Source organism: Variovorax sp. CAN15, from assembly GCF_030462475.1.
Taxonomy (GTDB): Bacteria; Pseudomonadota; Gammaproteobacteria; order Burkholderiales; family Burkholderiaceae_C; genus Variovorax.
The window spans coordinates 187,468-208,387 of record NZ_JASMRZ010000001.1 but is presented as its reverse complement, the minus strand read 5'-3'; the positions used below and the strand labels follow the sequence as shown (position 1 = coordinate 208,387).

Below are 20,920 nucleotides of genomic sequence, written 5' to 3'. Positions count from 1 at the left end.
CAGTGCGCCCGCGCGTTGATCCACAAGAGATTTCCCGATCCGCCGATCGGGCGATGTAGTCGATCCAGACAAATGTCGTGTCTGATTTTCAAACACATGTCTGACGACCGATCAGGGTTTGCCAGACCCGCGAGCCCGTTGCCCGAGCCGCTGCGGCTGCGCGAGGCATAGTAGCCAGCATGGACCTGCGCACCCTCCGCTATTTCATCGCCGTGCTCGAAGCCGGCAGCCTTTCCCGCGCGGCCGGGGCGCTCTACGTGGCGCAGCCGGCGCTCACGGCGCAGATCAAGAAGCTGGAAAGCGAACTCGGCGTGCAGCTCTTCGAGCGCTCGCATGCCGGCGTCACGCCCACCTCGGCCGGGCTGCGGCTCTACGAAGATGCCCGCCGCCTGCTGAGCGACGCGGACGCCATGCGCGAGCGCATCCAGCGCCTGCCGCAGGGCCCCGAGGGCTCGGTCACGCTGGCCATTCCCTTCCTGCTCGCCTCGCTGCTGATGGGGCCGGTGCTGGCCGCGCTCAAGGAGTCGCACCCGCGCGTGCGCGTCTTCGTGCTCGACGGCCTGAGCCTGACGGTGTGCAAGGCCGTGCTCGAGCGGCGCGCCGACGTGGGCATCCTTGTCGACACGCCGCCTCTCGAAGGCCTGCGCTGCAGGCCGATGGCGCAGGAGGGCATGTACTTCTGCGGACGCGACACCGATGGCAGCGTCGCCCGGCTGCTGCATGCGGCGCCCGCGGGCCGGCGGCGCTCCGCGAAGGCGGACGCCGGGGCCGTGGCGTCTGCTTATCCGCTGATCGACCTTGCCGACGCCGCGGCGCAGCCGCTGGTGCTGCAGTCGCGCCGATTCGCGATCCGGCAGGCGGTGGAGGCCGCGGCGAATGCGCGCGGTGTGCCGCTGAACATCGTCCACGAGCACGACTCCGCGCGCGTGATCCGCTCGCTCTATCTCCACGGCGCCGGCTTCACCTTCGTGCCGGCCTGCGCGCTGAACGACAGCCCGGCGCCGCGCGAAGGCTGGCTGGTCGCGCGCGTGGTGAACCCGGAGCTCTCGCGCGCATACACGCTGGTCACTGCCGAGCGGCCGCTCGATGCCGTCACGCAGGTGGTGGTGGATGCGCTGACATCCGAGGCGCAGAGCCTGATCAGGCAGCGCAAATGGATGGCCGAGTGGATGATGCGCGGCTGAGCGCACGCCAAAGCACGCCGGGCCATCAATTCCGTTGATGGCCGCGGATCAGCAAACAGTATTTCTCCTGCGGCACCGCTTCTGGAACAGTGCCGTGAACCGCAAAGGGCGGCACCCAGGAGACAAGCATCAATCCCCCATCCATTTCCCCAAGGCGCATGGTCGCCAATGTCGGCGCACTCGTGGCGCGCAGCGCGCGTGCCAACGGCCGGCGCGTCGCGGTGACGAGCCCCGCGCGCACCCTCAGCTACGCCGAACTGGAACGGCGCAGCAACCGGCTCGCCAATGCGCTGCTGGGCCTCGGCCTGTCGCGCGGCGACCGCGTGGGCATCTACCTGGCCAACTGCGCAGAGATCGTCGAGATCGAGATCGCCTGCTACAAGGCCGGCCTGGTGAAGGCGCCGTTCAACTCGCGCCTCTCGCCGAGCGAGGTGGGCGAGATCGCCGCCAACAGCGAGGCCGCGATCATCGTCACCACCCGCGAGCGCGCCGAGAGCTTCCGGGCGCACATCCGCGGCGAGATGCCCCGCCTGCTGCTGATCGACGGCGACGCCGCCACCGGCTACGAGACCGCGCTGGCCCGCGCCAGCGACGCCTTCACGCCGGTGGAGGTGCATGCCGACGAGCTCGCGGTGCTGCACTACACCTCGGGCTCATCGGGCGTGCTGAAGGCCGCGATGCAGACCTTCGGCAACCGGCTCGCGCAGCTGCGCAAGTTCCTGATCCGCTCCGAGGGTATGCACGAAGGGCACATCCTCGGCCTGGTGGGGCCGGTCACGCACGCCTCGGGCATGCAGATCGTGCCGGCGCTGTGCAGCGGCGTGACGATCCGCCTGTTCTCGGGCTTCGAGCCTGCGCGCTTCATCGCCGACATGCGCGCCGACCGCGTGACGCACACCTTCATGGTGCCGACCATGATCAACATGCTGCTGGGCGAACTCGAAGGGCAGTACCGCCCGCTGCCCGACCTGCAGCGCCTGGGCTATGGCGCAGCGCCGATGGCGCCGGCGCGCATCCTCAAGGCCATGGACGTGTTCGGCCCCGTGCTCTCGCAAGGCTACGGCGCGGGCGAGACCACCTCGGGCGTGTGCGCGCTGACCACGCACGACCACCTCCATGCCCGCGCGGCGCGGCCCGAGCGCCTGGCTTCGTGCGGGCGTCCATTGCTCGAATGCGATGTCCGCATCCTCGACGACGAGGGCCAGCCCGTGGCCACCGGCGAGATCGGCGAGATCGTGGTCGGCGGCGAGGACATCTTCGCCGGCTACTGGCGCGCGCCAGAGCTCACGGCCGAGGTGCTGAAGAACGGCCGCTACCACACGGGCGACCTCGCGCGCATGGACGAGGAGGGCTACGTCTACATCGTCGACCGCAAGAAGGACATGGTCATCAGCGGCGGCTTCAACGTCTATCCCTCCGAGGTCGAGGCGGTGCTGTTCCAGCACGACGCGGTGCAGGAAGCCTGCGTGTTCGCGATTCCCGACGACAAGTGGGGCGAGTCGGTGGCGGCGCACGTGGTGCTCAAGCCCGGCCGCGCGGCGGAAGGCACGGCCATCGACGCCTTCTGCGGCGAGCGGCTGGCCGGCTTCAAGCGCCCGCGCCGCATCGAGTTCGTGGACGCGCTGCCGAAGAACCCCAACGGCAAGGTGATGCGCAAGGCCGTGCAGGCGCCGTACTGGGCAGGCCAGGAGAGATTGGTGAACTGAGATGGATGCGACCACGACCACACCCGCCACCCACATGGCACCGATCTTCGCGGGCCCCTTCGAGGGCTCGGAGCGCGCAGCCGAGGTCATCGGGCGCGTGCAGGCTTTTCTCGACGGCGAGCTGGCCGACCTCGCGCGCGAGCACGACGTCGACAGCGAGCGCGGCGCACCCCGCGAGCTGCTGCAGCGCGTGTGGAAGCGTTCGCGCGAACTTGGCTTCTACGGCATGACGCTGCCCGAGAAGATGGGCGGCATGGGCCTGTCGGTGCTCGACCACGCGCTCATCAAGGAAGCGATCTACGCCACCGGCTCGCCCTTCGCGCCGCACGTGTTCGGCGAGCTGAGCGGCCCGCCGCGCGTGGGTGCGCTGGCACGCTTCGCAACGCCGTGGCAGATGAAGAACTTCATCGTGCCCGTGGCCGAGGCCGAGAAGGCCATCTGCTTCGCATTGACGGAAGAGCAGGCCGGCTCCGACGCGGGTGCCGTGCAGACCCACGCGGTGCGCGACGGCGACGACTACATCGTCAACGGCCGCAAGCGCTTCATCTCCGGCGCGCCTTTTGCCGACTTCGCTGTGCTGGTGGCTTCCACCGCCACCGATCCGGCGCAGCGCGAGGTGTCGGCCTTCTTCGTCGACCTGAAGGCGCCGGGCGTGCGCGTGGAGTCGGGCTACAAGACCATGGCCGGGCAGTCGGGCACGGGCAACATCGTGTTCGAGAACGCCCGCGTGCCGGCCGCCAACCTGATCGGCGAGCAGGGCCGGGGCCTGGCGCTGGCGCTGGGCCGCATCACCGTCAACCGGCTGCTGCACTGCCCGGCGATGGTGGGGCTGGCGCAGGTGGCGCTGCGCGATGCGCGCGACTACGCGCTGCAGCGCAGGCAGTTCGGCCGCGCCATCGGACAGTTCCAGGCCATCCAGCACATGCTGGCCGACATGGCGACCGAACTGGCGGCGGCGCGCGCGCTGATGATCAACACCGCGCGCCAGATCGACGCCGGCTCGGACGCACGCGCCGAGGCCTCGATGGCCAAGCTGTTCTGCTCCGAGACCGCCTTCCGCGTGGCCGACCGCGCGGTGCAGATCCACGGCGGCGAAGGCATCGTGCAGGGCCGCCGCGTGGAGTTCCTCTTCCGCCTGCTGCGCATGTACCGCGTGCTCACCGGCACCAGTGAGATCCAGCGCAACACCATCGCCAAGGAGCTGCTGGCATCCGAGCCTGGTTGAGAACACCTTCCTCATTCCGAAGCGAAGAAGCAATCAAAGAGACAAGAGACAGGAGACAAGACAATGACCGATCCGCACCGTCGCAAGGTGCTGGGGCAAGCCCTGGCCGCCTTGCTGCTGCCCCTTGGCACAGGCCTCGCGCGAGCCGAGGAGGCCTACCCCAGCCGTCCCATCAAGTGGGTGCTGCCCTACCTGGCCGGCACCGGCCCCGACATCACCGCGCGCATCCTCGCAGAGGCCGTGGCGCCGGTCATCGGCCAGCCGGTGGTGATCGAGAACAAGGCCGGCGCGGCCGGCAACATCGGCGCGCGCATCGTCGCCAAGGCGCCGGCGGACGGCTACACCTGGATCTACTCGGCCGCGCCCATGGCCGCCAACATGCGCATGTACCGCAACCCGGGCTACGACGCGCTGAAGGACTTCCGCCACGTGATGCGGCTGTCCAGCTCCGACGTGGTGCTGGTCGTCAACGCCAGTTCCGACATCCACACCGTGGCCGGCCTCGTGGCCAAGGCCAAGGCGCATCCGGGGCAGCTGGCCTATGCCTCGGGCGGCGTGGGCACGCCCTCGCACCTGGGCGTGGAGATGCTGCTGTCGGCCGAGAGCGTCACCGCGCTGCATGCGCCGTACAAGGGCGCTTCCGAGCTGGTCAACGCAGTGCTGGGCGACCAGGTCGCGTTCGGCATGCCGATCTTCGCCGTGGCGTATCCGCAGATCCTGGCCGGCAAGCTGCGCCCGCTGGCAGTGGCCGGTACTGGGCGCAATCCGATGCTCCCGCAGGTGCCCACGCTGGCCGAGCTGGGCGTGAAGGGGGCCGAACTCACCTCGTGGGGCGGCATCTCGGTTCCGGCCGGTACGCCCGACGCGATCGTGCAGCGCATCCGCGCCGCCTTCGAGAAGGCGCTCGCGCAGCCCAGGGTGGTGGCTGCGCTGCAGGAGCAGGGCGGCAGGGTCGACATGCAGGACGGTCCGGCCTACACGAGCGGCTTCACCAGGGAAATCACGTTCACCGAAGCCATGATGAAGAAGGTCGGGCTGGAGCCTCTCTGAGGTCTTTCGTCGAATCCGTTCGACGGGAGATTCCCTGCACGGAACCTGACTTCGGTGAGAAAAGTATCAGAAGTGTTACATTTGTCGCCGTTTTACGGGCCGTCCTGCATCGATCGGCATTGCATTTCCATCCACAGGACAGCCGTTCCGGGCGGAGCGGCATCGACCGCGCACATCCGCCGCGGCTGGCGGTGCCTCCGCGAAGCAATCACGATCACGGAGTTCCGGGCACCATGCACCTGCGGCTTTTTCTCTCGTCTCGGCGCGCGCCGCGCTTCGGGCTTTCTTCGATCCGCGCCTGGTTCGTGGTGCTGCTGACGGGCGCGGCCCTGCTGCTGGCGGCATGCGGCGGCGGCTCCGGCGGCGGCATTTCCTTCGTCGGGGTCGGGCCCGGCGTCACCCCGCCCGACACGCCGGCCGTCCAGCCGCCCTCCGGCTTCAGCTACGCCATGACCTCGGCGGTCTACCAACTCGGACAGCCCATCGTGCCCAACAGGCCCAGTGCCAGCGGCGGCACGATCGAGCGCTACACCGTCGAGCCGGCGCTGCCCGCGGGGCTCGCCATCGACCGCACCACCGGCATCATCAGCGGCACGCCCACGGTGCTTGTCGCCTCCGCCGTGTACACGGTCACGGCCGGCAATGCCGGCGGCACCGCCACGGCACGCGTGGTGATCGAGGTCCGGCAGACGCCGGCCGCGCCGGCGGGCCTGAGCTACAGGGACCTCGCGCCGGTCTACACCGTGGGCCAGGGGATTGTTCCCAACGCGCCGAACAGCGGCGGCGGGCCGATCACCGTCTATGGCGTCGCGCCGGCTCTGCCCGCGGGGCTTTTGCTCGACGCGGCCACCGGTGTGATCAGCGGCACGCCGACCACGACCGCCGCTGCGGCGGACTACCTGATCACCGGTACCAACGCCGCAGGATCGGCCACCGTAACGCTGCGGCTGACCGTGCAGCCGGCCCTGGCGGCTCCCGCGAGCGTGAGCTACGACACGCCCGCCGCCCTCTACGTGACCACCGAGCCGATCACGCCCAACGCGGCGCAGGTCACGGGCGGCCCGGCTTCGTCGTTCACGATCGCGCCGGCATTGCCTGCCGGCCTGAGCATCAACTCGGAGACAGGTGTCATCACCGGCACGCCGGGGGCGATCCAGTCGCAGGCGACTTACACCGTCACCGCGAGCAACGCGGCAGGTTCCGCGCAGACGCAACTGAAGATCTCCGTCACCGCGCGCGGCAGCTGGTCGGCGGCCGCGCCCATTCCCCTGGCGCGGCACTATTCCGCAGCTGTGAAGCTGAACGACGGCAAGGTGCTGGTCGTCGGCGGCATATCGGCGGGCGGCAGCTATGCCAGTCAGGCGGACCTCTACGACCCGACCCACGATACCTGGACGACCGCGGCGCCGATGCTGGCGGCCCGTGCCGATCCCTCGGCCACGGTGCTGGCCGACGGCCGGGTGCTGGTCGTGGGCGGGGACAGCTCGATCAATTCGAACCTGGCGAGCGCCGAGCTCTACGACCCCGCCGCCAATACCTGGACGGCGGCCGGCAGCATGAGCGTCGAGCGCACACGGCACTCGGCCACGCTGCTGCCCGACGGCAGGGTGCTGGTGATCGGCGGGTACAAGAAGGGCGGCTCCACCCAGTTCCTGCAGACGGCCGAGTTCTACGACCCCTTGAGCGGCAGCTGGTCGCTCGCGGCCACCCCGATGTCCGTTCCGCGCGCGCAGCACGGCGCCCAGCTCGTGGCCGGCGGCAACGCGGTGCTCCTGATCGGCGGCGTCGGGGTGGTCGGCAGCATCACGCAGCTGACCTCCGCCGAGCTGTTCCCGGTCAGCGGCAGCGGAAGCCCCACCACGGTGGCGGGCGCCGTTCCCGCCGGCAACGTCTACGTCTCCGCACTCCTCGCGGACGGCAGCGTGCTGGCGCTGGCGGACACCACCACCACCGCGCTGCGCTTCGCACCCGCGGGCACGACCTTCACCACGAGCACCATCGCGAGCAGCGAACGTCGCATCCTGCCCACCATGACCGTCCTCGCCGACGGGCGCGTGCTGGTGGCCGGCGGCGTCGGCCTCGGCACGGCGGAGATCTACAACCCCGACGTCGACACCTGGACCGCCGCGGCATCGATGTCCACCACGCGCGCCCGGGCGACGGCAGTCCTGCTGAACGACGGCAGCGTGCTGGCCATCGCGGGCGATGCCGGCGCCGGCAGCGAGCTCTCCTCGGTCGAGCGCTACACGCCCTGACAACGCTCCGCCGGCGGGCGGGGCCATGACTTTGGGCACTTACGGCGACCCGCAGGCGGCACATAGCATGCCGGGATGACAGAGACCGACAGGCCCTCATCCCCGGCACCGGAGACGCCGCAGGACCTCGCCCGCCCCCGCGCCATCCTGGTCGTGGACGATCACGACCTGGTGAGGATGGGCGTCTGCGCGCTGCTGGAGGCCAACACTTCGGCGATGCCCATCGAGGTGCTCGAGGCCGGCGATCTGGCCGAGGCGATGGCCGTCTACGAGGCCAACCAGGACGCCATCGAGCTGGTGCTGCTCGACCTCGCCCTGCCCGACACGCAGGGCCTCAGCGGCCTCATGGCGTTTCGCGAGCGCCATCCGGTCGCGCGCGTCGTGGTGCTTTCGGGCACGGGCACCACCTCGCTCGCCCAGGACACGCTCGCGCAGGGAGCGATGACGCTGGGCGCCTTCGCGTACCTGCCGAAGTCCGCCACGCTGCGCGAGGTAGTGAGCTTCATCCGCGCCTGCGGCCTGCTCGGCGGCGACGCGGTGAACTACCAGCCTCCCGTGCCGCCTGCCCCGGCGGAGGCGGTGGCGCCTTCTTCGAATCATGCGCGGCACAAGCTCACCAAGCGGCAGCTGCAGGTTCTCAACTGGCTGCTGGAGGGCAAGAGCAACCATGAGATCGCCGTGCTCGCCGAGATCAGCGAAGGCACGGTCAAGAACTATGTCGCGGGCATCCTTCTGCAGTTCGGCATGCGCTCGCGCTCGCAGCTGATCAGCAGCCTGCGCTGAGCCGGATCCTGCGCAGGCAGGCAACGGGGCTCGATGAAGACCCCGAAGGGAGACAAGGGACATGAAGAGGAACGATCCGGCCCCGGGGCATCTGCCCCTCGACGCCACCCTCGAGATGCGCGTGCTGCGCGAGCACGTCGCCTCGCTGTACGCGGGCCACACCACGGCCATCGTCGCGCACATGGGCTTCGCCATCGGCATCGGGTGCTTCGGCTACTTCTTCGTCGACCCGGCCTTCAGGCTGCTGATCGTGGCGCTCATCGCGGCGATCGTGCTGGTGGACCTGTACGCCTTGCGCGCCTCGCGCTGGACGCCGGAGGCGGCGCTGGACGAAAGCCCCCGCTGGGCCCGGAAGTACACCCGCATCGTCACCGCCGTCAGCACCGTGACCGCGCCCAGCAGCCTCTTCCTCGTGAGCATCCAGGATTCGATGCTGACCACCTTCGTCACGGTGGTCATCATGGGCAGCTGGACTCGCGCCGTGCAGGCCCGCTGGCCGCTGCGCCCCGCGATGTTCGGCTATGGCATTCCGATGATGAGCGGGCTCATCATCTCGCTGGCGTGGTACGGGGGCGCGCTCAACTGGTTTCTGGCCGGCTTCGCCTTCGTCAACCTGGTGCTGACGCTGAGCGAGGGCGTCAAGCAGAACAAGCGGCTGACGGCCACGCTGATCCTGCAGTTCGAGAACGAAGCCCTCGCGGCCCAGCTGCGCGAGCAGATCGCCGCCACCGAGCGCGCCAGCGCCGAGAAGACCCACTTCCTGGCCGCCGCCAGCCACGACCTGCGCCAGCCCATGCATGCCATCGCGCTCTTCGGCGCGGCACTGGGCAACACGCTGCGCCACCGGCCCGAGGTGAGGAACGTCGAGCGGCTGATGCGCGCGGTCAATGCGCTGGGCGCGTCGCTGGACACCATGCTCGACATCTCCCGCCTCGACGCCGGCGTGGTGCAGCCCGTGCCGCACGCGCTGGCGCTCGACGAGCTGCTCCTGCCGCTGCACAACACCTTCTCCGTGCAGGCCGAGCGCAAGCGGCTGCAGCTGCGCGTGCGCGCCAGCGGCCTGTGGGTGCGCAGCGACCCGCAGCTGCTGTACCGCATGCTCTCCAACCTCGTCGACAACGCGCTGAAGTACACCCGCCAGGGCGGCGTGACGGTGGTTGCGCGCAGGCGCGGAGGGCAGGTGTGGATCGAGGTGCGCGACACCGGCATCGGCATTGCCCCCGAACAGGCGGAGCGGATCTTCGAAGAGTTCTACCAGGTGAACAACCCGGGGCGCGACCGCTCGCGCGGCCTGGGCATCGGTCTTTCGATCGTGCGGCGCCTCGGCCGCCTGCTCGATCACCAGGTCGAGCTGCGCTCCCGCCCCGGACGCGGCACATGTTTTCGTCTCACCGTGCCACTGGCCGAGCCGTCGGAAGCATCGCAGGAAAGCCTTCCGCTGCAGGAGCTCGAATCGCCCGTGCGCCACTTCTTCCAGGTACCGGAGCTCGGCGGGCGCGTGCTGCTGATCGACGACGAGGAAGACATCCGCGAAGCGATGACCGAGCTCATGCGCGCCTACGGCATCGACGTGGTGGCGGTGGCCGACGAGGCCGAGGCCGTGGAAATGCTCATGCAGCCCGACGCGGATGTGAACCCCATTGCATTGCTGATGTGCGACTACCGCCTGGGCGAGGGCGCCGACGGGCTGCAGGTCGGGCTGCGGCTGCGCGAGCGCTTCCGGCTCGATGCGCCCTTGCTGCTGGTCACCGGCGAGACTGCGCCGGAGCGTCTGCAGCGCGTGCGCGAGTGTGGCGTGCCCGTGCTGTTCAAGCCGGTCAGCGCGGCCACGCTGATGCAGGCCATCGTCGAGCTCGTGCATGTGGATGCGCGCGTGGAAGGCGCCTGAGTTCGCCACGAAGCCGGCGGACTGACCGGCACTGGCATTCCTGGGCGCGCCTCTGGCTGCCTCAGCTGCTCTGGCGCACGACCAGCTCGAAGCCCAGGTCCATCGTCCGCTCGGCCACCGTCTCCCCGCGCATCAGCGCCAGCAGCATCGCGGCCGCGCGCTCGCCGATCTCGCGGCGCGGGGTGCGCACGGTGGTCAGCGGCGGCAGCATCTGGTCGCTGCCGCCAAGATCGTTGAAGCCGGCGATCGCCACGCGCCCTGGCACTTCGACGCCGGTGCGCAGCGCGGCGAGCAGCCCGCCCTGGGCGAGGTCGTCGTTGCAATAGAAGATGGCGTCCACGTCCGGGTGGCGTGCCAGCAGGTCCTCGAACTGGCGGCCGCCCAGCGCCATGGAGGTCGGCCCCGGCACCAGCAGTTCGAGCGCCGGGTCGTGGCAGCCCGCCGCGCGCAGCGCCTCGCGATAGCCTTCCAGGCGCAGCATCACGCGCGGATCGAGCTGGCCGGCGGCGTACGCGATGCGCCGGCGGCCGCCCTGCAGCAGGTGCTGGACGATGGCGCGTCCCGCGTCCCGCTGCGAGAACCCCACGCTGTGGACACCGGGCTCGTCCGAGGTTTCCATCAGATACACGCAGGGTGCGTTGCTGCGCTGGAGCATCTGCATGGCCGCGGGGCCGCGGTCGAAGCCCGTCAGCAGCACACCCGCCGGCCGCTGCGACAGGTAGCTGCGCAGCAGCGCCTCTTCCTGTGCCGGGTCGTAGTGCGTCACGCCGATGAGCGACTGGAAGCCGTGCGGCGACAGCGCGTCCTGCACCGCTTCGAGCAGCTCCACGAAGAGCTGGTTGGTCAGCGAAGGAATCAGCACCGCCACGTGGGAGCTGCGCGCCGAGGCCAGCGCGCGCGCCGCCACGTTGGGCACGTAGCCGAGCTGGTCGACCGCCGCCTGCACGCGGGCCTGCAGCTCCGGCGCCACGTTGCGCGCGCCGCGCAGCGCCCGCGACACGGTGATCGGACTCACCCCGCAGGCGCGTGCCACGTCGTCGAGGGTGACCTGGCTGGAAGAGCGGGAGCGCGGGCGGTCGGGGGTGTCGGCCATGGTCGGGCGTCTCTCAGGGTTAATACCAATCCGGATTGGATAGCGCTGTCCTAGGATAGCGCTATCCCGGCCCCTGACCGATTCGGAAAAACCCGATCGCCCACCAGAGCCGGCTTTTTTTGAATCGCGCAGGATAGCGCTATCCCAAAGCTGTCCAGCCCACCGGGCCACCGCCTTGCCCTGTTGTTCGCAAAGGCCCGGATTCAGGAGACAACCCATGTTCGGAATGAGCCAAGAGATCTTCCTGCTCGTCGACGCCCTGGTGGCGATCCTCGGGCTGATCCTTCTGATCACGCGCTGGCGCGTGCACCCCTTCATTGCGCTGACGCTGGCCGCGGGCTTCCTTGGCCTGACCTCCCGCATGCCGGTGGACAAGGTGATGAAGTCCTTCCAGGACGGCTTCGGCGGCGTGCTGGGCTTCGTGGGCATCGTGCTCGGCCTGGGCACCATGCTCGGCAAGATGATGGCGGAGTCCGGCGGCGCCGATCGCATCGCGCGCACGCTGATCGACGCCTTCGGCCGCGAGCGCGTGCACTGGGCGATGATGTTCGCGGCCTTCCTGGTCGGCATCCCGCTGTTCTTCGAGATCGGCTTCGTGCTGCTGATCCCGCTGGTGTTCATCGTGGCGCGGCGCACCGGCGTGTCGCTCATCCGCATCGGCATCCCGCTGCTGGCGGGCCTGTCGGTGGTGCACGGCCTGGTGCCGCCGCATCCGGGGCCGCTGCTGGCCATCGGCGTGTTCAATGCCGACATCGGCAAGACCATCTTCTACGGCCTGATCGTCGGCCTGCCCACCGCGATGATCGCGGGCCCGATCTTCGGCAAGTTCATCTCGAAGTACGTCCCGGGCGAGGCCTCGCCCGAGCTCATGGAGCAGCTGGCGCGCGAGCCCGAGGCGCGCGAGCTGCCCGGCTTCGGCATCACGCTCGTCACCGTGCTGCTGCCGGTGGCGCTGATGCTGCTGAAGACCTTCGCCGACCTCGCGTTCGACGAGAAGAACGTCGTGCGCCAGTGGATGGACTTCATCGGCCATCCCATCACCGCGCTGCTGGCGGCGCTGCTGCTGTCGCTCTACACCTTCGGCACCGCGCGCGGCTTCACCTCGAAGCAGATCATGAAGTTCGTCGACGACAGCCTCGCGCCCACCGCGGCCATCGTGCTGATCATCGGCGCGGGCGGCGGCTTCAAGCAGATGCTGGTGGCCAGCGGGGTGGGCAACGCGATCGGGCAGATGGCGCTGCATGCGCAGGTCTCGCCGATCCTGCTGGCCTGGCTGGTGGCGGGGCTGATCCGCATCGCCACCGGCTCGGCCACGGTCGCCACCATCACCGGCGCGGGCATCGTCGCGCCGCTGGCGACCATGGTGCCGGGCGTGAATCGCGAACTGCTGGTGCTGGCCACCGGCGCGGGCTCGCTGATCCTCTCGCACGTCAACGATGCGGGCTTCTGGCTGGTGAAGCAATACTTCAACATGACGGTGGCCGAGACCTTCAAGACCTGGACAGTGATGGAAACGCTGATCTCGGTCGTGGCCATCGTCTTCATCATGCTGCTGAACATGGTCGTCTGAGGAGAAAAGACATGGGCCGCATCGTCATCGGCGTCGACATCGGAACCACCAGCACGAAGGCCGTTGCCTTCACGCCCGCCGGTCGCGTGCTGGCGCACGACACGGTCGAATATCCGCTGCTGCAGCCCGAAGCCGGGGCCGCCGAGCAGGACCCGGGGCAGATCTTCGAGGCGGTGCTCTCGGTCATCGCCAGCTGCATGAAGCAGAGCAAGGCCGCGCCCGCCGACGTGCTCGCGGTGTCCTTCAGCGCAGCGATGCACAGCCTGATCCTGGTCGACGACGCGGGCGCGCCGCTGACGCACAGCATCACCTGGGCCGACCACCGGGCGTCGGCGTGGGCCGTGCGAATCCGCGACGAATGGGACGGCCTCGCGATCTACCGCCGCACGGGCACCCCGATCCATCCGATGTCGCCGCTCGCCAAGCTGGTGTGGCTGCGCCATGAGCGCGCCGACCTGTTCGCGCGTGCCGCGCGCTTCGTCGGCATCAAGGAGTACGTGTTCTTCCGGCTCTTCGGCCAGTGGCAGGTCGACCATTCGATCGCCTCTGCCACCGGGCTCTTCGACATCGAACGACTCGACTGGGACGAAGCCGCGCTCGCGCTTGCCGGCGTGCGCGCCGAACAGCTCTCGCGCCCGGTGCCGACCACCTGGCACATCGAGGGTCTCGCCCCCGACGTGGCCGCGCGGCTGGGCCTGGCGCGCGACACGCCCTTCGTCATCGGCGCGAACGACGGGGTGCTTTCCAACCTCGGCGTGAACGCCATCGCTCCCGGCGAGGTGGCCGTGACCATCGGCACCAGCGGCGCGATGCGCACCGTGGTCGACCACCCCATGACCGACCCCGAGGGCCGCACCTTCTGCTACGCGCTCGCCGAGCGGCGCTGGGTGGTGGGCGGCCCGGTGAACAACGGCGGCATCATCCTGCGCTGGGTGCGCGACGAGTTCGCCTCGGCCGAGGCCGAGACCGCCAAGCGCCTGGGCATCGACACCTACGAAGTGCTCACGCGCATCGCCGAGCGGGTCTCGGCCGGCTCCGAAGGGCTGGTGTTCCATCCCTTCCTCACCGGCGAGCGCGCGCCCTACTGGAACGCCGACCTGCGCGGCTCCTTCTTCGGGCTGGGCATCCACCATCGCAAGGAGCACATGATCCGCGCGGTGCTCGAGGGCGTGATCTTCAACCTGCACAGCATCCTGCCGGCGGTCGAATCCATCGCCGGGCGCAGTGCCCGCATCAAGGCCACCGGCGGCTTCGCGCGCTCGGGCATGTGGCGCCAGATGATGGCCGACGTGTTCGAGCGCGAGGTGGTCGTGCCCGAGAGCTTCGAGAGCTCCTGCCTCGGCGCCGCGGTGCTCGGGCTCTACGCGCTGGGCCATGTCGATTCGCTCGACGCGGTCGCGGGCATGGTCGGCGCCACCCATCGCCACACGCCCAACGCCAAGAACGCCGCGCTCTACCGGCAGCTGCTGCCGGTGTACCTCTCGCTGCCGCGCAAGCTCGGCGAGGAATACAGGCTGCTCGCCGCGTTCCAGCGGCAGACGGCGGTGCCGCCGCCGGCGCGGCGAAGCTGACGGCCCGCCGGTCGTCGTTGTCCATCGGAGATTTGCTGGAGGAAAACCTGTCTTGCTGAACACGATGACACCCGCATGCGTTCCCCACGCGCACCTGCATGCCACAGCCACGCGGACCCTGTCGCCAGCGCGGCGGCATGGCTCCCGCGGCATCGAGGCAGCCGCATGGCACGTGCCGGCGCCGCCCGCGCCAACCCGCGCAGGTGAAACGGACGACATCCGCGCCACGGTCCGATGCGAGCCGGCCTCCGGGCACTCGGCCTGCGCGAGCGCAACGCACTGCATGCACGACCACGAGCTGCACCTGATCGGCACCATGCCGGCGCGCCTGCGCATCGGCAGCGGCGCGGACGAAGAGATGCACTGCTTCGCACCCGGCACCGTCGTGCTGCTCGGTCCGCGGCTGCCGCGCAGCCTCGCGTTCGAGCATCGCGCGCCGCCGGGTGGAGGCGCTTCCGGCGGATTGGTGCTGCGCTTCGGGGACGAGCCGCTGAGGCGCGGCATGGCGCTGTTCCCGGAACTCGCCGACGCTGAGCCGCTGCTGGTCCGGGCGCGGCTGGGTGTGCAGTTCGTCGGCCTGGAAGCAGGCACGCTCTCGCGCCTGCGCCGCATCGAAGCGCTGAACGGGCTCGCGCGCTTTGCCGAATTCGCCGCGCTGCTGAACGAACTCGCGCAGTGGGGCGACTACCGCGTGCTCTCCGGCGTAGCCCTGGCCGGCGAAAGTCTCGGCGAGGATGCCCGCGCGCTGCGCATGCACAAGGCGATCGACCACATTCGCGACAACTACGCAGAAGACCTGTCCCTGGCCGAGGTGGGCGCGATCGTGGGCATGCGCGAGAACGCCTTCTCCCGCTGCTTCCGCCGCACCACCGGGCAGACCTTCACCGACTTCGTGATCGGCCTGCGCGTGGACAGGGCCTGCCGTCTGCTGGCATCGACGCGCCAGCATGTGAGCAGCATCTGCTACGAGGTGGGCTTCAACAACGTCTCGAACTTCAACAGGCACTTCCGGCGGATCGAGGGAATGACGCCGGGAGAATTTCGCGCCCGCCAGCCGCGAACCGCCGGCTGAAGCCCGGCCGGCAACCTCTCGCCGCGCTCAGCTTTCGCCTGCGTGGCCCTGGTGCTGCGGCAGGTCGTCGGTGATGGTGAACCAAGGCGCCTTCGAGCCCACGAAGATGTGCGCGCCCGGGCGGATGGAGGGCGCGTCGACCAGCGTGCCCAGCGTGACGTGCACGTACTGCCCGTCGCGCACCACCGAGCACAGCAGCGAACCGCATTTCGCGCAGTGCAGGTCGCCCGCGTCGGGCTTGCCGTAGACCGTGAGGCCGTCCTCGCCCTGTGTGATGGCGAACTTGCTTCGCTCGATGCCCGCGAAGGGCTTGAAGGCCGAGCCGGTCGCGCGCCGGCAGTCGGCACAGTGGCAGTTGAGCGAATAGATGAATTCGTCCGCCACCGCGTAGTGAACGGCGCCGCACAGGCACCTGCCGGACAGCATGTGCGGCATGGGGCTCAGCCCGCCAGCCCCACGTACACGTTCTGCACGTCGTCGTTCGCGTCGATGGCCGCGAGGAAGGTTTCGACTTCCTCCAGCGCTTCGGCGCTCAGGCTCGCCGGATCGACGGGGTTCTTGGGCTTGTAGCCCAGCTTGGCCGACAGCACGGTGAAGCCTTGCGCGGGCAGGGCGCGGCTCACGAGGTCGAGGTCGGTGGGGTCGGTGAGGAAGACGGCGGGGTGGTCCTCGCCGGCCGGTTCGAAGTCCTGCGCGCCGGCCTCGATGGCTGCCACTTCGGGGTCGGCGTCGGGCCTCGCGGGTTCGGCCTCGATCATGCCGACGTGGTCGAAGTCCCACGACACCGAGCCCGAGGTGCCGAGCTGGCCCTTGCGGAACAGCACGCGCATTTCAGGCGCGGTGCGGTTCACGTTGTCGGTGAGGCATTCGACCATCACAGCCACGCGGTGCGGCGCGAAGCCTTCGTAGATGACGTGCTCGTAGTGGACGGACTCGCCCGTCAGGCCGGCGCCTTTCTTGATGGCGCGGTCGAGCGTGTCCTTGGGCATCGAGACCTTGCGGGCCTGCTCCACCACCAGCCGCAGCCGCGCGTTGGAGGCCGGGTCGGCGCCGCCGCGCGCGGCCACCAGGATTTCCTTGACGAGCTTGCCGAACAGCCGGCCCTTGGCGTTGGCGGCGATGTCCTTGTGCTTGGCTTTCCACTGGGCGCCCATGTCGTTTCCTTGAATGAATATGTATTGCTTGCGGCCTTGTCTGGCTCTTTCGAAGAAAGAAGGGCTGGATGACCGGGAGGGGCGACTACTGTAGCCTTCTTCCCATGAGCGCTCCACAAGACACCTCCCGCGCCACGCCCTTCGAGGCGGGCAACGGCAACGAGACCGCCACCTGGGCCGAATGCATCGGCTTCTACGAGCGGCTGGCCAGGGACTTTCCCGGCGTGCTGCGCTGGGGCGAGATCGGTATCTCGGACACCGGCGTTCCGATCCACGCAGGCGTGGTCACCGCCGATGGCGTGTTCGACCGCGAGACGCTCAAGCGGCAGGGCCGGCCGGTGTTCTTCAACAACAACGGCATCCATCCCGGCGAGCCGGAGGGCATCGACACCTGCATGGCGCTGGTGCGCGACTTCTGCACGCAGCCCGACAGGCTTGCGGCGCTGGGCAGCATGGTGTTCCTCTTCATCCCGGTCTACAACGTGGACGGCTGCATCGACCGGCAGAGCACTTCGCGCGTCAACCAGCTCGGGCCCGAATCCTTCGGCTTCCGGGGCAACGGCCGGCACCTGGACCTGAACCGCGACTTCATCAAGTGCGACTGCCTCGCGGCGCAGGTGTTCAACCGCTTCTTCACCGCCTGGGACCCGGACGTGATGGTCGACACCCACACCTCCAACGGCGCGGACTACAGCTACACCATGACGCTGATCCCGACCCAGCCCGACAAGCTCGGCGGCGGGCTCGGCGCCTACCTGCGCGAGAACATGCTGCCCGCGATCTACGGCGGCATGGAGCGGCGCGGCTGGCCCACCTGCCCGTACATGAACCTGCTGGCCGAAACGCCCGACGACGGCATCGAGGACTTCCTCGACACACCGCGCTTTTCCACCGGCTACGCCGCGCTGCACCACACCATCGGCTTCATGCCCGAGACCCACATGCTCAAGCCCTTCGCCGACCGCGTGGCCTCGATGCGCGCGCTGGTCGAGACGGTGCTGGAGTTCAGCATCGCGAACGCGGCGCACATCCAGGAGCTGCGCCGCGAAGCGAAGGCCGAAGCCGCACGGCAGGCGCGCTGGCCGCTGACATGGCGCAACGACCGCAGCCGTCCAGCCAGCCTGCGCTTCAAGGGTTACCGTGCAGTGCGCATGCCCAGCCTGCTGGGCAGCTACGAGCGCCTGGCCTACGACCGCAGCCAGCCGTGGGAAAAGGACATCGTCCATTTCGACCGCTGCATCGAGGAAGCGTCGGTCGCCGCGCCCCGCGCCTACCTTGTGCCGCAGGCATGGCGCGAGGCGATAGAGCGGCTGGAGTGGAACGGCGTCGAGCTGAAGCGGCTCGCGCAAGACCAGCTCTTCGACGCGGCGCGCGTGTACCGCATCCGCGATGTGACTTCGCGCCCCGGTGCCTACGAAGGCCACATGTTCCACGATGAGGTGCTGCTGTCCGAAGGCACCGAGCCCTTCCAGGCGCGCGCGGGGGACGTTCTCGTTTCGCTGGACCAGCCGCGCGCCCGCTACGTGGTCGAGACGCTGGAGCCGCTGGCGCACGACAGCTTCTTCCGCTGGGGCTTCTTCAACAGCGTGCTGGAGAAGAAGGAGAACTTCTCGGACTACGTCTTCGAAGACACGGCGTCGCGCATGCTGGAGGAAGAGCCCGGGCTGAGGCAGCGCTTCGAGCAGTGGAAGGCCGGGAACCCCGCACTGCTGTCCGACCCGAAGGCGGTGCTGGGCTTCATCTTCACACACGGGCGGCGCCATGCGGAGGCAGGGTGGCGGCGCTATCCGGTGGTCGCGCTGATGCGATAGCAGCGGCTCAGTCCGCAGGCCGGAACCCCGGCAGCGCATGCATGCGCCGCCGCAGCGCTTCGACGAAGGCCGTGACGCGCGCCGGCCGGTACAGCCCCGGCGGCGGCGCGACGTGGACGCCGATGCCCGCGCCGTTGAGGATCGCGCGGTAGCTCGCGAGCAGGCTGTCGGTGCGGATGGGCGTGGCCGGCGTTCTACGTGGGCTACGGCGTGAAATGAAATAGCAGCTTTTTCCAAGCCGGCGCGGCGCGCCTTTCCTAAGCTGCAGTCATTCCTCAATCAACTTGCCGAACGGATGACCATGCGAGCCAGCGACGCGCAGCAAAAGACAGAGACATTCCACCAACTGCACGAGGGCCCCGCGCCGCTGGTGCTCGTCAACGCATGGGACGCGGCCAGCGCCCGAGTCGTGGAGCGCGCCGGGGCCAAGGCCATCGGCACCACCAGCGCGGGCATGGCCTGGTCGCTGGGCTACGCGGACGGCGAGCGCATGCCGGTTGGCGAACTGCTCGCGGCCTGCGCGCGCATCTGCCGCGTGGCGGGCGTGCCGGTGAGCGTGGACATCGAGAGCGGCTTCGGCGACAGCGCGCGGGCGGTGCGCGAAGTCGTGGCCGAACTGATCGGCATGGGCGCGGCCGGCATCAACATCGAGGACGGCACCCGGCCCGGCACGCGCGAGCTGGCGCCGCCCGAGGTGCTCGGCGAGCGCATCGCCGCCGTCCGCGAGCTGGATGCGCGTTTCTTCGTCAATGCGCGCACCGACGTGTACTTCGTGCCATGGGACGACCCGGTGGCGCGCTTCGAGGAGGCGCTGCGCCGGGCGAGGCTGTACGCGGCTGCGGGCGCGGACGGCATCTTCGTGCCGGGCATGTCCGACCCTGACGAGATCGCGCGGCTGTCGGGCGCGCTGGACCTGCCGCTGAACGTGTACGCGGGCTATGCGGGTGCGCCGTCGGCCGATGCCTTCGCGAAGGCCGGCGCGCGGCGCATCAGCCTTGGCTGCGGGCCGCTGCAGTCGGCACTGGGGCTGGTGAGCCGCATCGCCGCCGAGGCCTTCGGGCAGGGCCGCTTCGGCACGATGGGCGAGGGGATGCTGTCGGTCGGCGAGCTCAACGCGCTCTTTCCCGTCACGGCCTGAGCCCCCCGTGCCGCCAGGGCGGCTTCGGGTACAGTGGGCGCCCCTTGCCGCAGCCCAGCCCGTCCGAAACCGCTTCTTCGCACAGCATCCGCCTCGATGCGGTGACGCTGGTGCGCGGCAGCCACCAGGTCTTCGAGGGGCTGACGCTCAGCCTTCAGGAGGCGCGTATCGGCCTTGTCGGTGACAACGGCGCGGGCAAGAGCAGCCTGTTCCGCCTCATCAGCGGGCTCGACCAGCCCGAGCGGGGGCGAGTGGTGGTGCACGGCTGCGACACGCAGACCGACCGCGGCCAGCTCGCGAAGCACGTCGGGCTGATGTTCCAGAACCCCGACGACCAGATCATCTTTCCGACCGTGGCCGAGGAGCTGGCCTTCAGCCTCACGGCGCGCGGCGAGACGCGTCAAGCGGCACGCCGGCAGGCGCGCGATTTCCTCGCGCGGCGCGGGCTCGAAGCCTGGGCCGGGCGCGCGGTGAGCGAGCTGAGCCAGGGCCAGCGCCAGCAGGTGTGCCTGCTGGCATTGCAGATCAGCGAGCCCGCCACGCTGCTGCTCGACGAGCCCTTCGCCAGCCTCGACCTGCTGAGCCAGGCGCGCCTGGCCGCACAGCTGGAAGAGAGTGACCACCAGATCCTCGTGTCCACGCACCTGCTGGAGCATGTCTACGACTTCGAGCGCGTGCTGTGGCTGGAACAGGGCAAGGTGCGCGCCGACGGGCCGGGCCGCGAGATCTGCGAGGCCTATGCGGAGAACGTGCGCCAGCGTGCGGCGCTGGAGCGGGGCCGTCGCGATGCGTAGCCTCTATTCGGAACAGCAGACCTGGCTGCATGCGATCGCGGCCTGGGTGAAGCTCGCGGTGCTTTCGGTGTGCGGAACGCTGCTGGTGCTGGTCGAGCGGCCTGTCTATCTGGCGGTGGCCTGCGCGGCGGTGCTGCTGGCATTTGCCTCGCTCGGGCGGCCGGCGTGGCGGCGCGTGCGGATGCTGCTCGGCGTGGCCATCGCGGGCGGGCTGATCGTCGGCTTCCACTGGGCGATGGGCACCACCCTGCTTGGCGTGGCGAGTGCGCTGCGCCTGGCCAGCGCGGCCACGCTCGCGCTGATGCTCACGCTGACCACGCGCTTCGAGGACCTGCTGGCGGTGCTCGAAGCGGTGCTGCATCCGCTGCAGCGCCTGGGCGTGCCCACGGAGCGGATCGCGCTCGGCCTTGGCCTGATGCTGCGCTTCGCCGAAAATTTCTATGTGCAGTGGCAGCGCCTCGATGACGCCTACCGCGCGCGCTCGGGCCATGGCGGCGGGCTGCGGCTGCTGGCGCCGCTGACCATCCGCACGCTGCAGACGGCGGAGCGCGTGGCCGATGCGCTGGCCGCGCGGCTGGGACGCTGACCTTTTTTTGTTTTCTTCTTCTTCTTCTCGATTGCCATCG

General features: G+C 69.5%; 17 protein-coding genes. 14 read left to right on the top strand and 3 right to left on the bottom strand.

Annotation, left to right across the window (positions count from 1 at the left end; all coding sequences use genetic code 11):
* Window positions 1–179 precede the first annotated feature (179 nt).
* From QMO14_RS00900 to QMO14_RS00870, 7 genes are all read left to right on the top strand, one after another.
* Window positions 180–1,184 carry a LysR family transcriptional regulator gene (locus tag QMO14_RS00900; RefSeq protein WP_301503721.1) on the top strand — a complete coding sequence of 335 codons (1,005 nt, stop codon included), beginning with the start codon at window positions 180–182 and terminating at the stop codon, window positions 1,182–1,184.
* Window positions 1,185–1,342: 158 nt separating this feature from the next.
* Window positions 1,343–2,890: an AMP-binding protein gene (locus QMO14_RS00895; RefSeq protein WP_301503720.1), complete on the top strand. Its 1,548-nt coding sequence runs from the start codon at window positions 1,343–1,345 to the stop codon at window positions 2,888–2,890.
* A gap of 1 nt (window position 2,891) precedes the next feature.
* Entirely contained in the window at window positions 2,892–4,115 is a 1,224-nt protein-coding gene (locus QMO14_RS00890; RefSeq protein WP_301503719.1) for an acyl-CoA dehydrogenase family protein, read from the top strand.
* Between the two features lie 63 nt (window positions 4,116–4,178).
* The gene (locus QMO14_RS00885) at window positions 4,179–5,165 is read left to right on the top strand and encodes a tripartite tricarboxylate transporter substrate binding protein (protein WP_301503718.1); all 987 of its coding nucleotides are present in this window, start codon (window positions 4,179–4,181) and stop codon (window positions 5,163–5,165) included.
* Window positions 5,166–5,398: 233 nt separating this feature from the next.
* Complete coding sequence (locus tag QMO14_RS00880) at window positions 5,399–7,420, top strand: putative Ig domain-containing protein (RefSeq protein ID WP_301503717.1); 2,022 nt, start codon at window positions 5,399–5,401, stop codon at window positions 7,418–7,420.
* A 75-nt stretch (window positions 7,421–7,495) separates the two neighbouring features.
* Window positions 7,496–8,203 (top strand): response regulator transcription factor, encoded by a 708-nt coding sequence (locus QMO14_RS00875; RefSeq protein WP_301503716.1) that lies wholly within the window; start codon window positions 7,496–7,498, stop codon window positions 8,201–8,203.
* Window positions 8,204–8,264: 61 nt separating this feature from the next.
* Window positions 8,265–10,091: a hybrid sensor histidine kinase/response regulator gene (locus QMO14_RS00870; RefSeq protein ID WP_301503715.1), complete on the top strand. Its 1,827-nt coding sequence runs from the start codon at window positions 8,265–8,267 to the stop codon at window positions 10,089–10,091.
* 61 nt (window positions 10,092–10,152) lie between these two features.
* Here the strand turns inward: QMO14_RS00870 and QMO14_RS00865 are convergent, their stop codons facing one another.
* Entirely contained in the window at window positions 10,153–11,184 is a 1,032-nt protein-coding gene (locus QMO14_RS00865) for a LacI family DNA-binding transcriptional regulator (RefSeq protein ID WP_301503714.1), read from the bottom strand.
* Window positions 11,185–11,401: 217 nt separating this feature from the next.
* On the opposite strand from QMO14_RS00865, the gene QMO14_RS00860 reads away from it, so the two are divergent.
* From QMO14_RS00860 to QMO14_RS00850, 3 genes are all read left to right on the top strand, one after another.
* Window positions 11,402–12,754: a GntP family permease gene (locus QMO14_RS00860; protein WP_301503713.1), complete on the top strand. Its 1,353-nt coding sequence runs from the start codon at window positions 11,402–11,404 to the stop codon at window positions 12,752–12,754.
* 11 nt (window positions 12,755–12,765) lie between these two features.
* Window positions 12,766–14,325, top strand: coding sequence for a gluconokinase (gene gntK / locus QMO14_RS00855; protein ID WP_301503712.1), 1,560 nt, complete (start codon window positions 12,766–12,768; stop codon window positions 14,323–14,325).
* A 64-nt stretch (window positions 14,326–14,389) separates the two neighbouring features.
* Window positions 14,390–15,397 carry an AraC family transcriptional regulator gene (locus QMO14_RS00850; protein ID WP_301503711.1) on the top strand — a complete coding sequence of 336 codons (1,008 nt, stop codon included), beginning with the start codon at window positions 14,390–14,392 and terminating at the stop codon, window positions 15,395–15,397.
* Between the two features lie 27 nt (window positions 15,398–15,424).
* Here QMO14_RS00850 and QMO14_RS00845 read toward each other — a convergent pair whose 3' ends face one another.
* Both QMO14_RS00845 and QMO14_RS00840 read right to left on the bottom strand, forming a co-directional pair.
* Window positions 15,425–15,823 (bottom strand): GFA family protein, encoded by a 399-nt coding sequence (locus tag QMO14_RS00845; protein ID WP_301503710.1) that lies wholly within the window; start codon window positions 15,821–15,823, stop codon window positions 15,425–15,427.
* Between the two features lie 14 nt (window positions 15,824–15,837).
* A complete protein-coding gene (locus tag QMO14_RS00840) occupies window positions 15,838–16,551 on the bottom strand; it encodes a YebC/PmpR family DNA-binding transcriptional regulator (protein WP_301503709.1) in 714 nt (237 codons plus the stop codon).
* A 104-nt stretch (window positions 16,552–16,655) separates the two neighbouring features.
* Between QMO14_RS00840 and QMO14_RS00835 the strand changes: the two genes are divergently transcribed.
* From QMO14_RS00835 to QMO14_RS00820, 4 genes are all read left to right on the top strand, one after another.
* The gene (locus tag QMO14_RS00835) at window positions 16,656–18,362 is read left to right on the top strand and encodes a M14 family zinc carboxypeptidase (RefSeq protein WP_301503708.1); all 1,707 of its coding nucleotides are present in this window, start codon (window positions 16,656–16,658) and stop codon (window positions 18,360–18,362) included.
* 301 nt (window positions 18,363–18,663) lie between these two features.
* Window positions 18,664–19,500, top strand: a complete 837-nt coding sequence (locus QMO14_RS00830; protein ID WP_301503707.1) for an isocitrate lyase/phosphoenolpyruvate mutase family protein — start codon at window positions 18,664–18,666, stop codon at window positions 19,498–19,500.
* Between the two features lie 44 nt (window positions 19,501–19,544).
* A complete protein-coding gene (locus tag QMO14_RS00825; RefSeq protein ID WP_301503706.1) occupies window positions 19,545–20,294 on the top strand; it encodes an energy-coupling factor ABC transporter ATP-binding protein in 750 nt (249 codons plus the stop codon).
* Window positions 20,287–20,880 (top strand): energy-coupling factor transporter transmembrane protein EcfT, encoded by a 594-nt coding sequence (locus QMO14_RS00820; RefSeq protein WP_301503705.1) that lies wholly within the window; start codon window positions 20,287–20,289, stop codon window positions 20,878–20,880. The genes QMO14_RS00825 and QMO14_RS00820 overlap by 8 nt, the downstream gene beginning before the upstream one ends.
* The last annotated feature ends 40 nt before the right edge of the window (window positions 20,881–20,920 follow it).

Coding starts and splice junctions, on each gene's coding strand:
- QMO14_RS00875 (WP_301503716.1), top strand. CDS start 7,496: ATGACAGAGACCGACAGGCCCTCATCCCCGGCACCGGAGACGCCGCAG.
- QMO14_RS00870 (WP_301503715.1), top strand. CDS start 8,265: ATGAAGAGGAACGATCCGGCCCCGGGGCATCTGCCCCTCGACGCCACC.
- QMO14_RS00880 (WP_301503717.1), top strand. CDS start 5,399: ATGCACCTGCGGCTTTTTCTCTCGTCTCGGCGCGCGCCGCGCTTCGGG.
- QMO14_RS00890 (WP_301503719.1), top strand. CDS start 2,892: ATGGATGCGACCACGACCACACCCGCCACCCACATGGCACCGATCTTC.
- QMO14_RS00885 (WP_301503718.1), top strand. CDS start 4,179: ATGACCGATCCGCACCGTCGCAAGGTGCTGGGGCAAGCCCTGGCCGCC.
- QMO14_RS00860 (WP_301503713.1), top strand. CDS start 11,402: ATGTTCGGAATGAGCCAAGAGATCTTCCTGCTCGTCGACGCCCTGGTG.
- QMO14_RS00900 (WP_301503721.1), top strand. CDS start 180: ATGGACCTGCGCACCCTCCGCTATTTCATCGCCGTGCTCGAAGCCGGC.
- QMO14_RS00865 (WP_301503714.1), bottom strand. CDS start 11,184: ATGGCCGACACCCCCGACCGCCCGCGCTCCCGCTCTTCCAGCCAGGTC.
- QMO14_RS00850 (WP_301503711.1), top strand. CDS start 14,390: ATGACACCCGCATGCGTTCCCCACGCGCACCTGCATGCCACAGCCACG.
- QMO14_RS00895 (WP_301503720.1), top strand. CDS start 1,343: ATGGTCGCCAATGTCGGCGCACTCGTGGCGCGCAGCGCGCGTGCCAAC.
- gntK (WP_301503712.1), top strand. CDS start 12,766: ATGGGCCGCATCGTCATCGGCGTCGACATCGGAACCACCAGCACGAAG.
- QMO14_RS00835 (WP_301503708.1), top strand. CDS start 16,656: ATGAGCGCTCCACAAGACACCTCCCGCGCCACGCCCTTCGAGGCGGGC.
- QMO14_RS00830 (WP_301503707.1), top strand. CDS start 18,664: ATGCGAGCCAGCGACGCGCAGCAAAAGACAGAGACATTCCACCAACTG.
- QMO14_RS00840 (WP_301503709.1), bottom strand. CDS start 16,551: ATGGGCGCCCAGTGGAAAGCCAAGCACAAGGACATCGCCGCCAACGCC.
- QMO14_RS00820 (WP_301503705.1), top strand. CDS start 20,287: ATGCGTAGCCTCTATTCGGAACAGCAGACCTGGCTGCATGCGATCGCG.
- QMO14_RS00845 (WP_301503710.1), bottom strand. CDS start 15,823: ATGCTGTCCGGCAGGTGCCTGTGCGGCGCCGTTCACTACGCGGTGGCG.